The organism is Spirosoma pulveris (assembly GCF_054781875.1).
The window spans coordinates 347672-366331 of the sequence record NZ_BAAGTO010000004.1 but is presented as its reverse complement, the minus strand read 5'-3'; the positions used below and the strand labels follow the sequence as shown (position 1 = coordinate 366331).

16 protein-coding genes are annotated in these 18660 nt (G+C 53.7%); 7 read left to right on the top strand and 9 right to left on the bottom strand.

Going from position 1 to position 18660, the window contains the following annotated elements; translation table 11 throughout:
• Position 1 precedes the first annotated feature (1 nt).
• The 3 genes from ACYVJM_RS17350 to ACYVJM_RS17340 all read left to right on the top strand — a co-directional run bounded on the left by ACYVJM_RS17350 (position 2) and on the right by ACYVJM_RS17340 (position 5412).
• Positions 2-3490 (top strand): PVC-type heme-binding CxxCH protein, encoded by a 3489-nt coding sequence (locus ACYVJM_RS17350; RefSeq protein WP_461149488.1) that lies wholly within the window; start codon positions 2-4, stop codon positions 3488-3490.
• A gap of 95 nt (positions 3491-3585) precedes the next feature.
• Entirely contained in the window at positions 3586-4467 is an 882-nt protein-coding gene (locus ACYVJM_RS17345) for an oxidoreductase (protein ID WP_461149487.1), read from the top strand.
• Between the two features lie 138 nt (positions 4468-4605).
• Complete coding sequence (locus ACYVJM_RS17340) at positions 4606-5412, top strand: helix-turn-helix domain-containing protein (RefSeq protein ID WP_461149486.1); 807 nt, start codon at positions 4606-4608, stop codon at positions 5410-5412.
• A 9-nt stretch (positions 5413-5421) separates the two neighbouring features.
• Here ACYVJM_RS17340 and ACYVJM_RS17335 read toward each other — a convergent pair whose 3' ends face one another.
• Together ACYVJM_RS17335 and carB are read right to left on the bottom strand one after the other, a co-directional pair.
• Positions 5422-5640: a hypothetical protein gene (locus ACYVJM_RS17335; RefSeq protein ID WP_461149485.1), complete on the bottom strand. Its 219-nt coding sequence runs from the start codon at positions 5638-5640 to the stop codon at positions 5422-5424.
• Between the two features lie 149 nt (positions 5641-5789).
• Positions 5790-8666 carry a carbamoyl-phosphate synthase large subunit gene (carB, locus tag ACYVJM_RS17330; protein ID WP_461149484.1) on the bottom strand — a complete coding sequence of 959 codons (2877 nt, stop codon included), beginning with the start codon at positions 8664-8666 and terminating at the stop codon, positions 5790-5792.
• Between the two features lie 307 nt (positions 8667-8973).
• Between carB and ACYVJM_RS17325 the strand changes: the two genes are divergently transcribed.
• From ACYVJM_RS17325 to ACYVJM_RS17315, 3 genes are all read left to right on the top strand, one after another.
• Complete coding sequence (locus tag ACYVJM_RS17325; RefSeq protein ID WP_461149483.1) at positions 8974-10404, top strand: hypothetical protein; 1431 nt, start codon at positions 8974-8976, stop codon at positions 10402-10404.
• A 37-nt stretch (positions 10405-10441) separates the two neighbouring features.
• On the top strand, positions 10442-11365 hold the full coding sequence (locus tag ACYVJM_RS17320) for a helix-turn-helix domain-containing protein (RefSeq protein ID WP_461149482.1): 924 nt from the start codon (positions 10442-10444) through the stop codon (positions 11363-11365).
• A 103-nt stretch (positions 11366-11468) separates the two neighbouring features.
• Positions 11469-11924, top strand: a complete 456-nt coding sequence (locus tag ACYVJM_RS17315; RefSeq protein ID WP_461149481.1) for a ferritin-like domain-containing protein — start codon at positions 11469-11471, stop codon at positions 11922-11924.
• Positions 11925-12017: 93 nt separating this feature from the next.
• Here the strand turns inward: ACYVJM_RS17315 and ACYVJM_RS17310 are convergent, their stop codons facing one another.
• The 3 genes from ACYVJM_RS17310 to ACYVJM_RS17300 are packed head-to-tail and all read right to left on the bottom strand — an operon-like array spanning position 12018 to position 14178.
• On the bottom strand, positions 12018-13358 hold the full coding sequence (locus ACYVJM_RS17310; RefSeq protein ID WP_461149480.1) for a peptidoglycan DD-metalloendopeptidase family protein: 1341 nt from the start codon (positions 13356-13358) through the stop codon (positions 12018-12020).
• A gap of 15 nt (positions 13359-13373) precedes the next feature.
• Complete coding sequence (locus ACYVJM_RS17305; protein ID WP_461149479.1) at positions 13374-14000, bottom strand: TMEM175 family protein; 627 nt, start codon at positions 13998-14000, stop codon at positions 13374-13376.
• Positions 14001-14019: 19 nt separating this feature from the next.
• Positions 14020-14178 carry a hypothetical protein gene (locus ACYVJM_RS17300; protein ID WP_461149478.1) on the bottom strand — a complete coding sequence of 53 codons (159 nt, stop codon included), beginning with the start codon at positions 14176-14178 and terminating at the stop codon, positions 14020-14022.
• Positions 14179-14251: 73 nt separating this feature from the next.
• On the opposite strand from ACYVJM_RS17300, the gene ACYVJM_RS17295 reads away from it, so the two are divergent.
• On the top strand, positions 14252-15061 hold the full coding sequence (locus ACYVJM_RS17295) for a hypothetical protein (RefSeq protein ID WP_461149477.1): 810 nt from the start codon (positions 14252-14254) through the stop codon (positions 15059-15061).
• A 187-nt stretch (positions 15062-15248) separates the two neighbouring features.
• Here the strand turns inward: ACYVJM_RS17295 and ACYVJM_RS17290 are convergent, their stop codons facing one another.
• The 4 genes from ACYVJM_RS17290 to ACYVJM_RS17275 all read right to left on the bottom strand — a co-directional run bounded on the left by ACYVJM_RS17290 (position 15249) and on the right by ACYVJM_RS17275 (position 18621).
• Positions 15249-16721: an APC family permease gene (locus tag ACYVJM_RS17290; protein ID WP_461149476.1), complete on the bottom strand. Its 1473-nt coding sequence runs from the start codon at positions 16719-16721 to the stop codon at positions 15249-15251.
• A gap of 107 nt (positions 16722-16828) precedes the next feature.
• Positions 16829-17437, bottom strand: a complete 609-nt coding sequence (locus ACYVJM_RS17285) for a pyridoxamine 5'-phosphate oxidase family protein (protein ID WP_461149475.1) — start codon at positions 17435-17437, stop codon at positions 16829-16831.
• Positions 17438-17479: 42 nt separating this feature from the next.
• Positions 17480-18022, bottom strand: coding sequence for a nuclear transport factor 2 family protein (locus ACYVJM_RS17280; protein WP_461149474.1), 543 nt, complete (start codon positions 18020-18022; stop codon positions 17480-17482).
• Positions 18023-18060: 38 nt separating this feature from the next.
• Complete coding sequence (locus ACYVJM_RS17275) at positions 18061-18621, bottom strand: TetR/AcrR family transcriptional regulator (protein ID WP_461149473.1); 561 nt, start codon at positions 18619-18621, stop codon at positions 18061-18063.
• Positions 18622-18660 lie beyond the last annotated feature (39 nt).

Sequence of the window (18660 nt, the reverse complement as noted above, 5' to 3'; positions counted from 1 at the left end):
TATGAACGTTCTGAACGCTTCCCGCCCCCTGCGTTTCCTCCATAAGTTTCTTATGATCAGCGCCGTTCTGCTCGTCACCTCGGCCGCTAACCAGGACAACCAAAGTGATATTCCGGACCCCGACCCGAAACGCGAACTGGCCTCCTTTAAAGTGGCCGATGGGTTTGAAGTAACCCTGTTTGCCGCCGAACCGCTGGTCGCCAAACCCATTCAGATGAACTGGGATGCCGACGGCCGCCTGTGGGTGGTGAGCAGCACCGCTTACCCGCACCTGAAAACGGGCGAACAGGCCAACGACAAGATTTTTGTGGTGGAAGATACCGACGGCGACGGCAAAGCCGACAAATCGACCATTTTTGCCGAAGGACTGCTCACTCCCACCGGCATTCTGCCCGGCGATGGCGGTGTGTACGTCGCGAACTCCACCGAAATCCTGCACTTCATGGATACGGACGGCGATGGCAAAGCCGATAAAAAACGCCGGATACTGAACGGCTTCGGCACCGCCGATACCCACCACCTCATTCATACGTTCCGATGGGGACCCGAAGGGTTATTATATTTCAACCAGTCCATCTACATCTACAGCCACGTCGAAACGCCCTCGGGCATCAAACGGCTGGAAGGCGGTGGCGTCTGGCAACTCAACCCCAAACACCTCGAACTGGACGTGTACGCCAAAGGGCTCATCAATCCGTGGGGATTACAGTTCGACCGTTGGGGGCAATCTTTCCTGACGGATGGCGCCGGGGGCGAAGGTATCAACTACGCGTTTCCGGGGGCTACGTTTGTTACTTCGCCGGGAGCCGCCCGCATCCTTCGTGGACTGAATCCGGGGCAACCAAAACATAGCGGACTGGAAGTCATTTCGGGTCGGCACCTGCCGGAATCCTGGCAGGGAAGCGTCATTACCAACGACTTCCGGGCCAACCGCATTAATCGCTTTAAACTGGAAGAACAGGGCAGCGGCTACGCGTCCAAACAGGTCGAGGATTTACTATGGACGGATAACGTCGCGTTTCGACCCGTCGATATTTCCGTTGGGCCGGATGGCGCTATTTACGTGGCCGACTGGTACAACCCCATTATTCAGCACGGCGAAGTCGACTTCCACGACCCCCGCCGGGACCAGCAGCACGGCCGCATCTGGCGCATCGTAGCGAAAAACCGCCCGCTGGTCAAACGTCAGCAACTGTCGAAAGCATCGGTCAACGAACTGCTGGATGCGCTGAAACTCCCTGAAGACTGGACCCGTTCGCAGGCAAAACAGCTTTTGAAAGCCCACGGTGCTACAGAAGTCGTACCGGCCCTCGAAAAATGGGTGCAGAATCTGGACAAAGCGGATGCCGAATACGAACACCATCTGCTGGAAGCCCTCTGGGTCTACCAGACTCTTGAAGTAGTTAACGAGCCGCTGCTGCTGCGTTTGTTAAATGCCCAAAATCATAAAGCGCGGGCGGCTGCTTTGCGGGCTATGGAACTGTGGCACACGAAAATAGCCAACATGCCCGCGTTGCTCACCAAAGCGGTGGCCGACAGGCATCCGCAGGTACGGATGGAAGCCGTCATTGCCCTCCGAACTATAAAAACGCCCGAAGCCGCCCGAACGGCCCTGTCTGTACTGGACAGTCCGATGGATGAGTTTCTGGATTATGCCCTTTGGCAAACCGTGCGTGAAGCAGAACCCCTCTGGGCACCCCGACTGAAGCAAGACCCCAACTTTTTGGGTGATGCCCGAAAAACAGTCTTCGCCCTGAAATCGGCCAGCAGTCCGGAAGCCATTACGCAGCTAAGGCAACTGTACCAGCAGGGTAAAGTACCGGAAGACTACCAGAAAGACGTACTCGGGTCGATCGCCAAGTTCGGCAGTGCGGCAGATATAGGCGGTCTGTTCGCAAAAGAGATACAAGTTAAAGGCAGTACAGCGAACCAGGTTGCCATGGTACTCGGTACGCTGGAAGAAGCCGCCGGTCGGGGTGTCAAACCAGGCGGGAGTCTGGATCGGATTACGGACTTCATCGATAGCGAAGACGACGCCGTTGCCACCAGTGCCATCCGGCTAATTGGCCTCTGGCAGTTAACCGAACTCAACGGAACGCTGGTAACACTGGCTCAGAAGGGCGACAAAAATCGTCGGCAAGCCGCCCTCGGTGCGCTGGCGATTACGGATAAGGACAACGCCTGGAAGTCCCTGATTACGCTGACCGGTCCCAAAAGCCCGGCCGATCTGCGACTGGCCGCAGCCGCTCAGCTAGTGTCGGTTAATGCCACCGAAGCCGCCCGCATCAGCGCCGACCTGCTCCGGACGCTCCCGGAGCAAACCGATGTGGCTGAACTTTTCCAGGCGTTTCTGCGCAGTAAGGCAGGCACCAAAGCCTTGTCTGATGAACTAGCCGCCCGTAAAATACCGGGAAAACGCGCCCTGGCGGGTCGTCAGCTCATGCAGCGTGGCGTACCGTACAACCGGCGCAACGACGACGATGTGAAGCTGCTGGCAAAAGCCTTTGAGGCATCGGGCGGGGTTCTGCCCGCCGAGAAAATGCCGCAGGAACTGTCAGCGCAGGAAATCACCAGTCTGGCGAGTGTTGTCAAAGAAACCGCCGACCCGGTGAAGGGAGAAATGATATTCCGAAGAAGCTCCCTTTCCTGCCAGACCTGCCATGCCGTTGGCGGGGCCGGCGGGCGCATCGGCCCGGATCTGAGCAGCCTGGGCACCAGCTCACCCATCGAAACCATCACCCGCTCCATTCTCTATCCGAACCAGTCCATCAAGGAAGGGTACGAATTACAGCGCATCGCCAAAAAAGACGGCAGCGAGCTCATGGGCTATCTGGTTAGTAACGGCACCGCCGAGCTGGTGATCCGCGATGTATCGGGGCAGGAAGTGTCCGTTCCTAAAAGCCAGGTGAGCCTGATCGAGAAGGTGCCGGGATCGCTGATGCCGGCTGGTCTGACGGCCAGCCTGGACAAGCAGGAGTTCATCGATCTGGTGGGCTTCCTGTCGAAGATGGGCGAATCGGGCAAGTTCAGGGTACCCACGGAGCGGTTCGTGCGTCGCTGGAATACCGTTTCAACCAGTAAAGACCTCACTAAAAAACTCCGGGAAGACGGGCTGGGGTATGTTGCCAAAGAGAATGCCAAACTGTCCCTGCAATCGACGTATAGTAAAGTGTCCGGAGAACTGCCGGTCGAGGAATTACCCGTTGTCACAAACGGCAGCAAACCCTACAGCATCGTCCGCTTTGATCTGGAAGTTGTGAGCAAAGGCAACGTTAATCTGGCCCTGAACAACACCGCCGGTATCACCGCCTGGGTCGACCAGAAACCGGGCAAACTAACCGACCGCGGCCTGCTTACCGACCTCACCCAGGGCATGCATACGATCACGCTGGCGATTGACCGGAGCGTTTATAAAGAGGGGCCGCTCAGGGTTCAGTTGGTAGACGCGGAGAATGCCCCCGCCCAAACCCGGCTGGTTATGGGACGGTAACGTAGTGAGCCGTTCAACAAAGCAACTTTGAGCGTTTCAGCAAAGTGAGCCGCTCCGATAAACCCGAATTTTGTCAGACAATAACGTCAACGACAATGAGAAAAATTTGGTTTATCACCGGCAGTTCCAGAGGACTGGGACGTAATCTTACGGAGGCTGTGCTGGCCAAAGGCGATGCCGTAGCGGCTACAGCCCGCAACCCAAACCAGTTAGCGGATTTAGTGTCCCGCTATCCGGATCAGATCTATCCTATCCAGCTGGATGTAACGGATAACGTGCAGATCCATGCTGCGGTAGAACAGACAATAGCCCACTTCGGGCGCATCGACGTACTGGTCAACAACGCCGGTTTTGGCATAACCGGTGCTGCAGAGGCTTTTACAGACGAGCAGGTACGCAGTCAATTGAAAACGAACCTGTATGCGCCCATCGAAATAACCCGCGCCGTATTGCCCCACATGCGTCGGCAGCGGGCGGGGCGAATTCTGCAAATTAGTTCGATAGGCGGACGAGTTGGGCGGGCGAGTGTTTCCGTCTATCAGGCCGCTAAATTTGGCCTGAGTGGATTCAGTGAAGCGCTGCGCGAAGAAGTTGCTCCCCTTGGCATACACGTCACCAGCGTAGAGCCCGGTGGCTTCCGCACCGACTGGAGTGGCGAATCCATGACCTACGCTCCGCACATCGAAGGGTATGAAAGTACCGTAGACCAGCGGGCCAGCTACTTCAGGAGCGGCAGCTTTGTGCCCGTTGGCGATCCGGAAAAAGCCGCGAAAGTGATGGTCGATCTGGTGGACCACCCGGAACCGCCCGCCCACCTGATCCTCGGCAGCGAAGCAGCCAGTCTGCTTCAGCAGGCCGATACCGCCCGAAAAGCCGAATTCGATACGTGGCTGCCCGTCACGATTTCCACCGATCACGACGAATCGGCCAACTTCTTTGAAACAGAACTGGGTAAACTGTTCACCCGGAAGAAGTAAAGGCGATCTCTTTTCAATTTGTGATTGTTATCCTTATCGTGGCGTCAGTTTTAAGAAATTGAGGCCACGATAAGGATAACAATCAGTATTCCCGGAACCCGCACTAGTTTCACCCGATTCTTTATAACGGCCAGAACGATGCCCGAACGCGACGATACTAAACTTCCTCAAATTCTGTATTCCTGCTATTTCGCCCGCAGTCGTGAAGGTGAGCAGTTTGTACCAGAGCATGTATTCAGCTACCAGATGGCGGGGTCCGTAACCATGAACGATGGGGAAAACACATACATCTTTAACGAAGGGGATTTCAGGCTCAGTCAACGAAATCAGCTCGTTAAATTCAGCAAGCAGCCTCCCCAACACGGCGAGTACAAGTCGCTGTCCGTTTACCTCGATCAGCATACCCTCCGGCAGTTCAGTATCGAGTACGGCTACAAATCGGAAAAGCCGCACCACAGTTCGCCCATTGTGCGCCTACCCTCAAACGAACTCTTTACCAGTTACATCGAGTCGTTGAGGCCATATCATCAACTACAGCAGCCGGGGAACGAAAACCTGCTTTCCCTGAAATTACGGGAAGCGATCTTCATCCTGCTAAAGACGAACCCCGAGCTGGCCGATGTGCTGTTCGATTTTACCGAACCGGGCAAGATCGACCTGGAGGCCTTCATGAATAAAAATTTTCACTTTAACGTGGAGCTAAAACGGTTCGCCTACCTCACCGGTCGGAGTCTGGCCACGTTCAAACGGGACTTTGAAAAAATATTCCATCAGTCGCCGAGTAACTGGCTCGTTCACCGACGTCTGCAGGAAGCGTACTATCTGATCAAAGAAAAAGGCAAAGCCCCGTCGGAGGTCTATCTGGACCTGGGGTTCGAAGACCTGTCGCACTTTTCGTTCGCCTTCAAGAAAACGTACGGCGTGGCTCCGTCCAGGCTGTCATAGACGATTCTTCTACGCGGGTACATTGGATATTTCCCGATAGGTATCTTCTTCAGTTAAAAAGCCGGCCTCTTCAGCGTAGGGTTTTATTTCTGTCCGAATGCGATCCATCCGCTGCTGACGCAGAAAATTGTCAACAGCCTTTTTTATCTGGTCAACTTCACTGGTCTGTAGTGACTCAGCTATCTGCTTCAACTCTTCGGCCAATTTATCATCCAGTTCAACAGGCACAACTGTTATAACTAATCTGTTTTAAGAGTATATCATAAATAGCCCTCTTATAACCGCGAATCGCAAGAAAACACTGAGTTCTTAAACTAATTGAGCCACACCTGTTTAGATGTGGCTCAACTGGCAATTCCATAAAGTAACCCTTCCCCCTACCGGCTCAGGTACAGATTCCGCTCGGAGTAGACTTTCTGGAAATAATCGTCCGTCAGGTCGTCGATGAAATAGATGCCTTCGCCGGTCGATTTCATTTCCGGGCCGAGTTCCTTGTTTACGTTGGGGAACTTGCTAAACGAGAACACCGGAATCTTGATGGCGTACCCCTTTTTAACGGGCTTGAAATCAAAATCCTTCACCTTCTTATCGCCCAGCATCACCTTGGTGGCGTAGTTTACATACGGCTCCTGGTAGGCTTTGCAGATAAACGGTACCGTGCGGCTGGCGCGGGGGTTGGCTTCGATAATGTAGACCACCTCGTTTTTGATGGCGAACTGAATGTTGATCAGCCCGACCGTCTTGAGGGCAACGGCAATCTTTTTCGTGTGCTCTTCAATTTGCCGAATCACGTTTTCGCTCAGATCGAAGGTGGGCAGCACGGCATACGAGTCGCCGGAGTGGATACCCGCCGGTTCGATGTGCTCCATGATCCCGATGATGTACACGTCTTCGCCATCGCAGATGGCATCGGCTTCGGCTTCGATGGCGTTTTCGAGGAAGTGGTCGAGCAGGATATTATTGTCCGGAATATCCTGAAGGATTTTCATGACATGCTGTTCCAGCTCGTTCTCGTTGATCACAATCTTCATGTTCTGACCGCCCAGCACGTAGCTCGGGCGAACCAGCAGCGGGAACCCTAACTCACGCGAGAGTTCCAGCGCCCCTTCCGACTCCCGTACCGTTCCGAATTTGGGGTAAGGAATCCCAAGGTCGCGCAGCAGGCTCGAAAACTGGCCCCGGTCTTCGGCCAGGTCGAGGGCTTCCCAACTGGTGCCGATGATTTTAATGCCGTAGCGCGTCAGTTTTTCGGCCATTTTCAGGGCCGTCTGCCCGCCCAGCTGCACAATCACACCTTCCGGCTGCTCGTGCATGATGATGGCGTGAACGTGCTCCCAGAAAACCGGTTCGAAGTACAGTTTATCGGCAATATCGGGGTCGGTCGAAACGGTTTCAGGATTGCAGTTAATCATGATAGTTTCGTACCCGGCCTCTTTGGCGGCCAACACGCCGTGTACGCAGGAGTAGTCGAACTCGATACCCTGCCCAATGCGGTTCGGGCCGGAACCCAGCACGACGATCTTCTTGCGGTTGCTCCGAATCGATTCGTTGCCGGGGAGGTCGGAAACCGGCTCGGCATGATCCGTCGTGATGGGTACCTGGTTGTTGAACGTCGAATAATAGTACGGCGTTTTGGCCTCAAATTCGGCCGCGCAGGTATCCACGCATTTATACACCCGACGAATGTTGTGCGCCTGACGGTACTGATAGATTTTACTTTCTTTTACCTGCAACAGGTGCGCCAGTTGTCGGTCGGCATATCCTTTCTGCTTGGCAATGCGCAGCAGTTCGGGCGGAAGGTCGTCCAGATCGTACTGCTGGATTTCGCGCTCCAGCTCGATCAGTTCTTCGATCTGGTGCAGGAACCAGGGATCAATTTTGGTCAACTGCTGGATGGTGCGGAACGACATACCCGCCTTAAAGGCATCGTAGATATGGAACAGCCGGTTCCAGCTTGGGTGTTGCAGGCTTTCGGTCAGGGCGTTGCGGTCGGTGAGTTCGTGCCCGTCTGCGCCAAGCCCGTTGCGCCGGATTTCGAGCGACTGACAGGCTTTTTGCAGCGCTTCCTGGAAATTACGGCCAATGCCCATCGTTTCGCCAACGGACTTCATTTGCAGACCCAGCGAGCGGTCGGCACCCGGAAACTTGTCGAAGTTCCAGCGGGGCACTTTCACGATCACGTAGTCGATAGCAGGCTCAAAGAAAGCCGAAGTCGTTCCCGTAATGGGGTTCATCAGCTCATCGAGGTTGTAGCCGATGGCCATTTTAGCGGCAATCTTGGCAATGGGATAGCCCGTTGCTTTCGACGCCAGCGCCGACGAACGGCTTACCCGTGGGTTTACTTCAATAACGATGATATCGTCCGTTTGCGGATTGACCGAGAACTGGATGTTACAGCCACCGGCAAACTGCCCGATGCCGCCCATTACGGTAATGGCCAGGTCGCGCATTTTCTGGTACAGCGTGTCGGGCAGGGTCATGGCCGGGGCCACGGTGATGCTGTCGCCGGTATGAATCCCCATCGGATCGAAGTTCTCGATGGAGCAGATGATCACGAAGTTGCCGTTGTTATCGCGCAGCAGCTCCAGCTCATATTCTTTCCAGCCCATCACGCTTTGTTCCACCAGCACTTCATGAACGGGCGATGCATGCAAACCAGCGGTGAGTGCCTTGTCGAAATCTTCGGGACGGTTGACGAAGCCGCCCCCCGTTCCGCCGAGCGTAAACGACGGCCGGATCACGAGCGGGAAGCCAATTTCCTGCGCTATTTCTTTCCCTTCCAGAAACGAGCGAGCCGTGCGGCCTTTACAAACGCCCGCGCCCAATTGCAGCATCAGCAGCCGGAATTTCTCCCGGTCTTCGGTCGTTTCAATGGCTTTGATGTCAACCCCGATAATCTGAACATCGTATTTTTTCCAGATGCCCGCCTTATCGCAGTCGATAGCCAGGTTCAATGCCGTTTGTCCACCCATTGTAGGCAATACTGCATCAATCGGTTTGCCCATCTCCTGATGTTTTTTCAGGATATCGACAATGGACTTCTTCTCCAGCGGCAGCAGGTACACGTAATCGGCATTGATCGGATCGGTCATGATCGTGGCCGGATTGGAGTTGATCAACGACACTTCGATGCCTTCGTCGCGGATGGAACGGGCAGCCTGCGAACCGGCATAATCAAATTCACAAGCCTGGCCGATCACAATAGGACCTGAGCCAATGATCAGAACGGAACGAATGTTGGAGTTTTTTGGCATTTTTCAGTGGGAGAATGGACCGCTTCGGTATTCCGGTTACCCGATACTCGGGCGATCCCATAGGAACACTGGCTTTTTATTCTTTAATGAACAAGACAACGATTGTTGGTAGACCGCTGACGGATACCCAAAAATCCTGCAAAAGTAGCGCATAGCGGGGAAAGGAACAGAGTATTCATCATTTTTTTACACTTTTAACTAAAAAGTAATCAACAACCCATATTAATGGTACCACTGGATAGCCATTGTTGCAAAAGGGGTAGGCATATTTTAATTTTGACGGGTTGGCTTTCTCACTTCACTCTTCATGGTACGTCCTTACGTTCTACTTTTTTGTGTACTGATCAGTTGTCTGGCCGTTACCTGTGTTCGTGATTACCCGTCCACTTCGCCTTATGCCCCGCCGGTAGCCCCGCCCCCATCAGGCGGCCTGCCGGGCCAGCAGCAACCGTCGGCCCAGAAACGACTTTTTCTGGCTAACGATAAAATCCGGTTTGGCATCGACCTCAACATGGGTGGCGCCATTACGTATCTGGCCGAAGCGGGCAGCAGCGAGAATATGGTTAACAACCCCGATTTGGGCCGTCAGATTCAGACATCCATTTATGCTGGTCCGTATCCGTACAGCCAGAATGGCAAAAATCCGGTCGAAGCCTGGAAATACCTCGGCTGGAACCCCGTTCAGGCGGGTGATTACTTCCTGCACCCAGCCCGTATCGTTAGCTACCAGCAGACGGATAACCTCATCTACGTTAAGACGATACCACTCATCTGGCCTTTGTTCGACGAACCCGCCGAATGTACGTTCGAGCATTGGTACGACATTAAGGACAACCGGGTGAACGTCCGTTGCCGGGTAACGGTCAACCGGGCCGATACCACGCAGTACGACGCCCGCACCCAGGAAACACCCTGCGTTTACCTGAATGGCCCCTACGACCGCATGTTCTGTTACACAGGTCTGAAACCTTTCACCAACGATGCCGTCTCCGAATTTACGGATCGGAACGTGATCAACCGCTACGGCACAGAAAACTGGGCGGCTCTGCTCAACGAAAAAGGCCGGGGCGTGGGCCTTTTCAAAGCCCGAGAAGTACGGTTCAGAACGGCGGGGTTTGGCATCCCGCACGTTGGCGGGGAGTTCGACGTATCGGCAGGCTACATCAACAGCGAAGATTTCTGGGTCATCGATCATAATGGGGTCTATGACTTCGAATACACGCTCATTGTGGGTACCCTGACGGATATCCGGCAGTACGTGTACAGCCAGCCCCGCCCCCCGTCGGGTCCGGATTATAATTTTGTGAAAGATCGGCAGGGCTGGTATTACGTGAATACAACGGATAAAGGCTGGCCGATTCAGAATGAGTTGAACGTAAAGTGGTCCCGCAACGAAACTAACCCCGAGGATTTTCGGATTTGTGCGCCCCTGACGTTCTGGTACGCGGAGAATGTCTCTAAAATCTATATTCAGGCGGCATTCAAAACCCAGGGCTCAACGGCGCGGTTCTCCTGGCGTAAGCCGGATGAATATGACTTCATGCCCTTTCAGGATCGGTACACCGATTTTCCGATTGTGGGCGATGGGCAGTTTCGGACTTACGAGATCAACACCAGCCAGCTTCCGGGCTGGAACGGCGTCATTTCTCAGATATCGCTGACCAACTCCGCCAGCCAGACTAACCGGGAGCAAGGGGCCAGGGTACGCATCCGAAGTGTTACCTCCGCAAAACTCTAAGGGCTGGATTGGTGAACCCGCCGGGTAACCGGGATCTATGAAAACTAAACAACCCGCGTCCGATTCTGCCGTTCCGGTTTATCAACTTCGGTCATTTCCGCGGCACGAACCCGACAAGCCGTTCTACATGATCCGGCTGGAGCGGCTGGTTCAGGAGTTTAAAGGAATCGACAAGTCGCACACACACACGTTTTATCTGGTCATGTGGATCAGCCGGGGCAGCGGCACGCACACCATCGACTTCAAAACGTACGCCATCGAACCCAACCAGCTTTATTTTCTAACACCGGGACAGGTGCATAGCTGGGCGCTTTCGGCCGATACGCAGGGATTCAACTTGTTCTTCGACGCTAATTTTTTCAAAGGGCGATTTGGCAACCGGCTTTACCAATACCCGTTCTTTCATTCGCACCAGCACCAGCCGCTGCTATCGGCGATTCCGCAACCGGCGCTGTTCGCCGATCTGCTGGCGTATGCCTATCAGGAATACGAAGCCCACCAAGCCAACCGATCCGACGTATTTCTGTCGTTCGTCCATATCCTGCTGGAAACCGCCAGCCGACTGTATCATGAGCAGCAGATCGGGACAGATACCCACCTGTACGACCGCGTTCGGCAGTACGAAGAACTGCTCGAAAACCAGTTTCTCACCGTTCGGGAAGTAAGTGCCTATGCCAGCCAGATGAACCTTACCCCCAATTACCTCAATCATATCTGCCGACTCGTGGTTGGCAAAACCGCCAGCCAGCTCTGGCAGGAACGACTGCTGATCGAGACGCAGCGGTTGCTGACGCATACGACCCAATCCGTTAAGGAAATAGGCTTTCAACTGGGGTTCAGCGACCCATCTTACTTTGTTCGTTTTTTCAAAAAACAAACCGGCCAGACACCCGCCGAATTTCGGCAGTTACTTGTGAGTAGTGGGGTAAGTGAAGGGATGAGCAGGCCGTTTGTTCGATAATGCGCCCGCATATTATCTTTCCGTAAAACCAATACCGCCCGATAAACAATCAGTCGCGGTTGTAGTTGTAGATAAAGTTCACAACTATAGAAAACTGACTGTTATGATTACGAATAAAGAAATTGTTGACGATCTCAATGAGTTGGTCAAAATCAATAATGACCGCATTCAGGGGTACGAAAAAGCGATTGACGATACACAGGACCCGCAGTTAGACGACCTCTTCCGGCACTACGTTGTCCAGAGCCAGAATTTCCGCAGCCAGTTGGCCGAACACATCGTTCGCATCGACGGTCTGGCGGTATCTGACGCGACGTCTACGGATATATCGAGCAAAATTCACCGTGCCTGGATCGACATCAAAGCCGCCATCACGGGAAAAGATAAAGAAACGGTATTGAGTTCGGTTGAGTTTGGCGAGAGCGCGGCCGTTGAGTCGTACAAAGATGCCATCGAGAAAGATCATATCCCGGCTTACATCAAAGAAGATTTGCAGAAGCAGCTTACCCAGTTGGAAGAAGCCCTGACCAAAGTACAGAGCCTGAAGCAAACAGCTTAAGAAGTAGCTAATAACATAAGGCAACAGCCCGTCCGATTGCTCGGACGGGCTGTTGTGTTTAGTGCCCGAAGCGTCCGTCGGATCATCCCATCCTCACGGCCCCACCATCACCCAGCCCGTTTGCCCATCCGGACTACGAACCAGTTGAAACGGGTTGGCCGTGGCCAGCACGTCAACAGCCACACCCGTCGGTAAGGTAGCGATCGTGGCGGCCTGTGCGTCGGCAGCGTCCAGCAGGGGCCGCGATGTAGGCAATACCAGACGCCGGAGTGGGCGTTTTTCGGCTTCGGTGGCGCTACTCGCGACATAGCCGGTCAGGCCGTCCGGCAACTCGACCCGCAGCCAGGATTCAGTTCCGCCAAGAACAGTAAGCGCCGTTGATTTAGCTACTTCACGCAGCGCAGCACCTTCACTGCCGGGCGACGACCGAACGACAGATCGGACCGCTGATACCCGCACCGAATCACCAAGCCGGTTGGCCGACAGCAACGATTGACGCGCCGGGCCACGTCCCATCCGAATAAACGGCAGGGGATCGGTGGCGCCATCCGTAAAGCCGTAAATACCAAAATGCAGGTGCGGCCCCGTGGTACGGGCATTGCCGGTGTTGCCAATGAACCCAACCGTATCGCCAATGGATACCCGCTGCCCATTGGTGACGTTCCAGCGGTCGAGGTGGGCGTAATAGAGCCGGATGTTGCGGTCATTATCGGTCAGGAAGGCCACGTTACCGCCCAGTTTGCTCACGCCCACCCCCGAAATAACGCCATCGACCGAAGCCAGTGCGGGAGTGCCCCGGGGCGCAAAAATATCGACCCCTTCATGCCGTCGACGACCTCCATCCCGCGCCACACCGAAGAAGCTGCTGATCTGGCGGCTGTCGCGCCCCTTAACGGGAAAGCTCAGGGCGGGTTCGCGGGTGATGGAAATCGTGTAGCTCCCTGTCCGTAACAGTTCGGGCTGAATGCGAATCAGGTACGTCTGCGTTCGGCGGGGTTCCCACGCGAGCACGTTGGTATCTGCTTTGGAAGCCGCGATCAGACTGCTTTTTCCCCGACTCTCCAGCGCGAATACATCAATAAACACCTGTGTTTCCTTCTGGCCTTTTGTTTCGACCTGTACCAGAAACCGGTCGCCCCGCTGGGCATCGAGCCGATAGCCCACGGCAAAAGCTTTGTTAGCCGCGAAATAGCCGCTTTCGCGGTACGGAACCGTGATCTTGAGCGAATCCTGAAGGGCACGCTCACCGGCCGAGAGCCAGTCGGTGCCGAGAGCCGTCTGATCAAGTTTGGCCTGTTTGAGCGACTGCCCGTACTGGTCGTGGGGCGACGACGGGCGGAACAGATTGGCTGTTGGGCCGACGCCGGTACAGGCGCTCACCAGGCCGATCAGCAACCCAATCCAGAGAGAACGAAATTTATCTATAAATACCATAGTAATACTATATTATTAAACGACCCGGTCGCGGTGATATTTTAACCGGGACAGGTAAACGACCATGCCCAAACCCACCAGAACACTCAGAAACGGCACCAGAAACGACAACCCGGTGGCAACGAAATAGACAACGGTACTAATGAGTAAACTCGATCGAACGGACTGAACACGTACATGAGCCGCCGGGCGTTTGAGCAGGTGAAAATCTTTAGTGGCGTAGTTCCACATGCAGAACAGCGTAAAGGATATTCCGGAGAACAGAAACAGGTACAACGCCGACGAAAGCTGGTGGGCAGGGGTATTCAGGTAGTCGGCCAGCAGGGAGGTCGTGAAAGGCACGATACTAACCAGCAGCAACAGCAACCCATTGTAGAACATGAACCGGACATCGCTCCGCCGAACCACGTTGTACATCCGGTGGTGATTGAGCCAGATGATAAAGATGCTCGTGAAACTAATAAAATACGCAATGTAATTAGGCCACTGATGCAGCAGCGCAATACCCAGATTGTAGCTGGAAGTGGCGTCTTTCAGGCTGGGAGCTTTAAGCTGGAAGGTGAGCAACGTAATATCAATCGCGAAAACACCATCGCTGAAGGCTTCCATGCGTAATGTTTCATTCTCCTGAAAGTTTGTCATCAGCCCGTATGTCTATGCTTCACAAACCGCCTGTGCGCCGAATAGTTGTCGGGATACTCATGACCGCCCAAAGGTTACCTTCCTGCAGATACCCGAACGACCGGTAAGGCCGCTCCACATCCGGCTCCGTCCGGCGCAGCCCCGTCATAGTAACAATGTAGAAGTGCAGGTTTGCCATGTGGTCTTATCAACCAACCCTTTACGGTCGTTAAGGGTCTGTGTTTTGTGCGTTACTTTTAACAAAAATCTTTATGCGCTGCTTTTCTACGTTTGTAAGTCTTTTACTGCTTACCGTTAGTTGCCGGGAGCAAAGTAACGTCTCACCCCTGGATGCTCCTGTTACATCCCTTGCCGACCTGCCTACTACGTACCAATCGATTCAAGAGGGTAGCGCTGCCGCCGGTCGTCTAAAGCGTGAAACCCAGAACGGCAAAACCAGTGGTGAATGGCGTTATAATGAGCGCGGCCAGTTAATCGAATGGCGACTTTTCCGTTTTGATGCCGTGGAATCAGCCGTTCAGTATCGTTACGACAAGGATGGCCGCTTACTTTATGTACAGCAATTCGCCAATAACTGCGGGTACTCCAGTGTCTATAATTGTACTGGCCCGGTAGAATGGACGAGTTACAACGAGCTATCAACCGACGCAGCCGGGCGTATTACTGAAAGCCGGACGTATCTTAAGCTGAATGGAAACTGGGATTTTCGTAGTAAAAGCGTGTATGCGTATAACGCGCAGGGGCAACTTATAAACGTGCTGCGGTACGATGCCAAGGACGTATTGGCAGTTACCCAAACACTTACGTACGACAGCCGTGCCAATGTGATAGCTATCCGAGAACAAAGCAGCGTAGCGTCTCCTGACTTATCTGACCGCACGTTTACCTACGCGTATGACACGGGCCGTAACCCCTATTTTAACACGGTTTACTATCCTGCTGCCCTATTTCTAAGCCGCAATACGCAGTTAGCTCCGGGTTTAACCTATGAATACCGCTCTGATGGCTTACCAGTACGTATCCGTCAAAATGGGGACGTTACGGAATTGGAGTACTATTAAGAACAGGAGATATACAACTAAATGGGTCGTTCGTGCAAAACGGCAAAAACTCCTTATGCTATCTCCTGACGACAGCCCATGGGCGCGCGATACTCCATAACCAATAAAGGCCGTAACTCAGTAAGTTACGGCCTTTATTGGTTCAAAATGGCTAGTTGTAACGCAACAGATGCGTTAAACTATCAAACTAGCTCCGTTTCGTGAAGAAATAGACCGGAATACCCAGCCCGGCAATGAGCAGGCCCATGCCCGTATTGAAGGTTTTGGTATAGAGCAGAATTCCGCAGATGGTCAGGCCCGCCACGATGTACAGGGCCGGTACCACCGGATACCCGAACGCCCGGTACGGCCGCTCCGCATCCGGCTCCGTCCGACGCAGCCGGAACAGCCCCGTAATGGTGACGATGTAGAACAGCAGCGACGCAAAGGTGCAGTAGTCCAGTAAATCGCCGTATTTGCCCGACAGGCACAAGAGCGAGGCCCAGATGCATTGCAGCCACAGTGCCCGACCCGGCACCGCGTTTTTGTTCAGGTGCGACGCTTGTTTGATGAACAGACCGTCTTTTGCCATGGCGTAGTACAACCGCGCTCCGGCCAGAATCAGCCCGTTGTTACAGCCGAATGTCGACACCATGATCAGTACCGCCATAACGGCCACGGCCACGTTCCCGAATACTGTTTCGACGGCAGCCGTAGCCACCCGGTCGGCATCGGCAAACTGAATACCACGCCCCATAATATCCGTAGCCGTTGGCAGTCCTTTCAGCGGCAGCAGCGACAGGTACGAGACATTGGCCAGAAAGTAAATCGTAGTGACGATGAGCGTTCCAAAGAACAGCGCCAACGGAATGTTCCGGCGGGGATTCTTGATCTCGCCTGCAATGAAGGTGACATTATTCCACGCATCGGCCGAAAACAGCGACCCGATCATCGACGTACCGAAGGCCAGCACCAGCGCGATACCCGCCAGCGGCAGCACCTCACCCGTGGCGGTAACCGTACTGGCCGCCCAGGCATTAGTCAGGTTGGTCGATAGCAGACCCGTACTCAGGCCGATGGTGATCCCAACGATAATCAGACCAAGCAACGCGATCAGCTTAGCCGACGTAAATACGTTCTGAATCAATTTACCGCTCTGTACCCCACGGCTATTGAGCCAGGTCAGCAATACCAGGCTGGAAATGGCAAACAGCGACCCCAGCGTGACCTTGATCGGGCCGAGGGCCAGCAGAACATTGTCGGGGCCGAGGGCCGGAACAAACACGGCGGTGTATTTGGTAAAGGCAACGGCCACGGCCGCAATGGTGCCCGTCTGAATAACTGTGAAGACCGTCCAGCCGTATACAAAACCGGTCAGGTGGCCGTATGCGCGTTGAATATAGATGTACTGCCCCCCCGCTTTGGGCATCATGCCCGCGAGTTCGCCATAGCTCAAGGCTGCCGCCACGGTTAGCACGCCCGTAAGCACCCAGAGCATCAATAGCCAGCCCGACGAACCCAGGTTACGGGCCATATCGGCGGTGACGATGAAGACGCCGGAACCAATCATGGAGCCGGAAACAATCAGCGTAGAGTCGAGCAGGCTTAGCGACCGTTTAAATTCTGTCGGCTCGTTGGCCACATCGGCCGTAGAAAGGGAGTTCGGTAGGTTGTCAGACATGAACTATAATATATAGCTACAAGAAGCAAGCGTTTTGTCGGAAAAACAACCATTTCGCTTAATAATCGTCGGCTAAATCTGATTTCGACTGCTGTTATCCCTTGATTTTATGTACCCTGCAACCGTTTTATTTCCGCTTCCAGGTGGGCGATATGGGCACGTTGGCTGGCCAGTAACCCATTGATTTCGTCCAGGGTATAGCGCGGGGTGATGTGCTGCGGACAGTTCCAGTCAAACGCTTTTACGTGCAGCAACAGCATCCGTTCGGGGGTGTGCCTGTAGCTGGCAGGGTCCAGAAGAGCGAACAGATCAGGTCGGTCAGCCAATTCCACGATCTCGGCTTCTGCGTATAGTTTCAGTCGGGCCTGATGGGCGTAATCGACCAGAATCAGCGAAACGTTCGGGTGCGTAAGCACATTGCCTACTGAGATGTATTGCTTGTTTCCCCGGAAATCAACAAAACCCAGCGTTTTGTCATCAATGGCCTTCAGGAAGCCCCTGGGGCCACCCCGATGCTGAATATAAGGAAAGCCGTTTTCGCCATAGCTGGCCAGATAAAAGCTATCCCGGTCGGCAATGAAGTCGATTTCGTTGTCCGTCAAGCCTACGAATCGGGTGTTTCGTTCAAGGCGGTCGTAGGTTTGCCGACTGCCATAGCGTTCCTGTACCGCTTTGACCGGCTCCGTAAATGCCAATGATGCGTAATTGCGTGCCATGATGCCTAAGCGTTTCGTGGAGGTGATTACTGTTCTGAATGATTAGCCAATACGCCGTTCGGTTTCCAGAATAGGCGCGTCGTTGATGCTGGCAAACCGCTTCTTCATGAGCCCGTTTTCATCAAATTCCCATAGCTCATTTCCGTAGCTGCGATACCATTGCCCATCGGTATCATGCCACTCGTACTCAAACCGAACAGCCATCCGGTTCTCCCGGAATCCCCAAAGTTCTTTCTTCAGCCGATAATCCAGTTCTTTGGCCCATTTATGGGTCAAAAAGGCCTTGACTTCCTCTCGACCGTTGATAAAATCGGTTCGATTACGCCATTCGGTATCGACAGTGTAAGCCAGACTTACTCTTTCGGGATCTTTACTATTCCACGCATCTTCTGCCAGTTGCACTTTTTGCAGAGCCGTTTCGAGCGTAAAGGGTGGCAAAGGCAAGCGCTTAGCTTCCTGCTGTTCTTTTTCGGCCAGTACGTCATCCCACATCGTGTCGCCACATTCTTCCCGTACAAAAGGGGTTTCGTCATTAATTTCATCCATCGTGTCCATCGCTTTAGTTGATTTAGAGTAAGTATTCATACAATACAGACCGGTCTGTCTGCATAAGGGTAAAAAAATTAGAGCATTCGCTCCACAATACGCCGGGCCGTCTGAATCGGCTCCAGATTATGGAAGAGCTGGCTGGTGATCAACGCACCTTCGAAGAGCAGTGTCACTTCGTCGGCAACATCCGGGCCGGCGGTCGGTAGTAAGTCAGCAAACACCTGGCCCATGCGTGATTTATGTCCCTGGATAAACTGTCGGGTAGCGGTCTCGTTTATGTCCAGTTCCACGAGTGCATTCTGAAAATTACAGCCCCGGAAATCAACACTGGTTGAATAATCACCGAGCATATCGAACAGGGCGAGCACTTTCTCTTTCGTCGTCGATGGACCACTTATGGTCTTTTCTACCTGTTCGAACCAGACCTGACTGGTTTCCATCAGATAGGCCTTCAGAATATCATCTTTTGTCTTGAAATGCTGGTAGAGACTCGCTTTAGCCACCCCAGCCTCCTCAATAAGTTGATTGATACCCGTTGAGTTATACCCTTGCCGATGAAACAGCCGGGCCGCCGTATCGAGAATGCGCTGGCGTACGGCTGATGGTTCGGGTCTTGGTTTACCGTTAATAGTCATCTTTTAAGAAAGCTAGACAGACTTGTCTGTTCAGCCTGT

Coding starts and splice junctions, on each gene's coding strand:
- ACYVJM_RS17280 (WP_461149474.1), bottom strand. CDS start 18,022: ATGAATACTTACTCTAAATCAACTAAAGCGATGGACACGATGGATGAA.
- carB (WP_461149484.1), bottom strand. CDS start 8,666: ATGCCAAAAAACTCCAACATTCGTTCCGTTCTGATCATTGGCTCAGGT.
- ACYVJM_RS17305 (WP_461149479.1), bottom strand. CDS start 14,000: ATGACAAACTTTCAGGAGAATGAAACATTACGCATGGAAGCCTTCAGC.
- ACYVJM_RS17325 (WP_461149483.1), top strand. CDS start 8,974: ATGGTACGTCCTTACGTTCTACTTTTTTGTGTACTGATCAGTTGTCTG.
- ACYVJM_RS17295 (WP_461149477.1), top strand. CDS start 14,252: ATGCGCTGCTTTTCTACGTTTGTAAGTCTTTTACTGCTTACCGTTAGT.
- ACYVJM_RS17290 (WP_461149476.1), bottom strand. CDS start 16,721: ATGTCTGACAACCTACCGAACTCCCTTTCTACGGCCGATGTGGCCAAC.
- ACYVJM_RS17340 (WP_461149486.1), top strand. CDS start 4,606: ATGCCCGAACGCGACGATACTAAACTTCCTCAAATTCTGTATTCCTGC.
- ACYVJM_RS17300 (WP_461149478.1), bottom strand. CDS start 14,178: ATGGCAAACCTGCACTTCTACATTGTTACTATGACGGGGCTGCGCCGG.
- ACYVJM_RS17315 (WP_461149481.1), top strand. CDS start 11,469: ATGATTACGAATAAAGAAATTGTTGACGATCTCAATGAGTTGGTCAAA.
- ACYVJM_RS17310 (WP_461149480.1), bottom strand. CDS start 13,358: ATGGTATTTATAGATAAATTTCGTTCTCTCTGGATTGGGTTGCTGATC.
- ACYVJM_RS17275 (WP_461149473.1), bottom strand. CDS start 18,621: ATGACTATTAACGGTAAACCAAGACCCGAACCATCAGCCGTACGCCAG.
- ACYVJM_RS17350 (WP_461149488.1), top strand. CDS start 2: ATGAACGTTCTGAACGCTTCCCGCCCCCTGCGTTTCCTCCATAAGTTT.
- ACYVJM_RS17320 (WP_461149482.1), top strand. CDS start 10,442: ATGAAAACTAAACAACCCGCGTCCGATTCTGCCGTTCCGGTTTATCAA.
- ACYVJM_RS17345 (WP_461149487.1), top strand. CDS start 3,586: ATGAGAAAAATTTGGTTTATCACCGGCAGTTCCAGAGGACTGGGACGT.
- ACYVJM_RS17285 (WP_461149475.1), bottom strand. CDS start 17,437: ATGGCACGCAATTACGCATCATTGGCATTTACGGAGCCGGTCAAAGCG.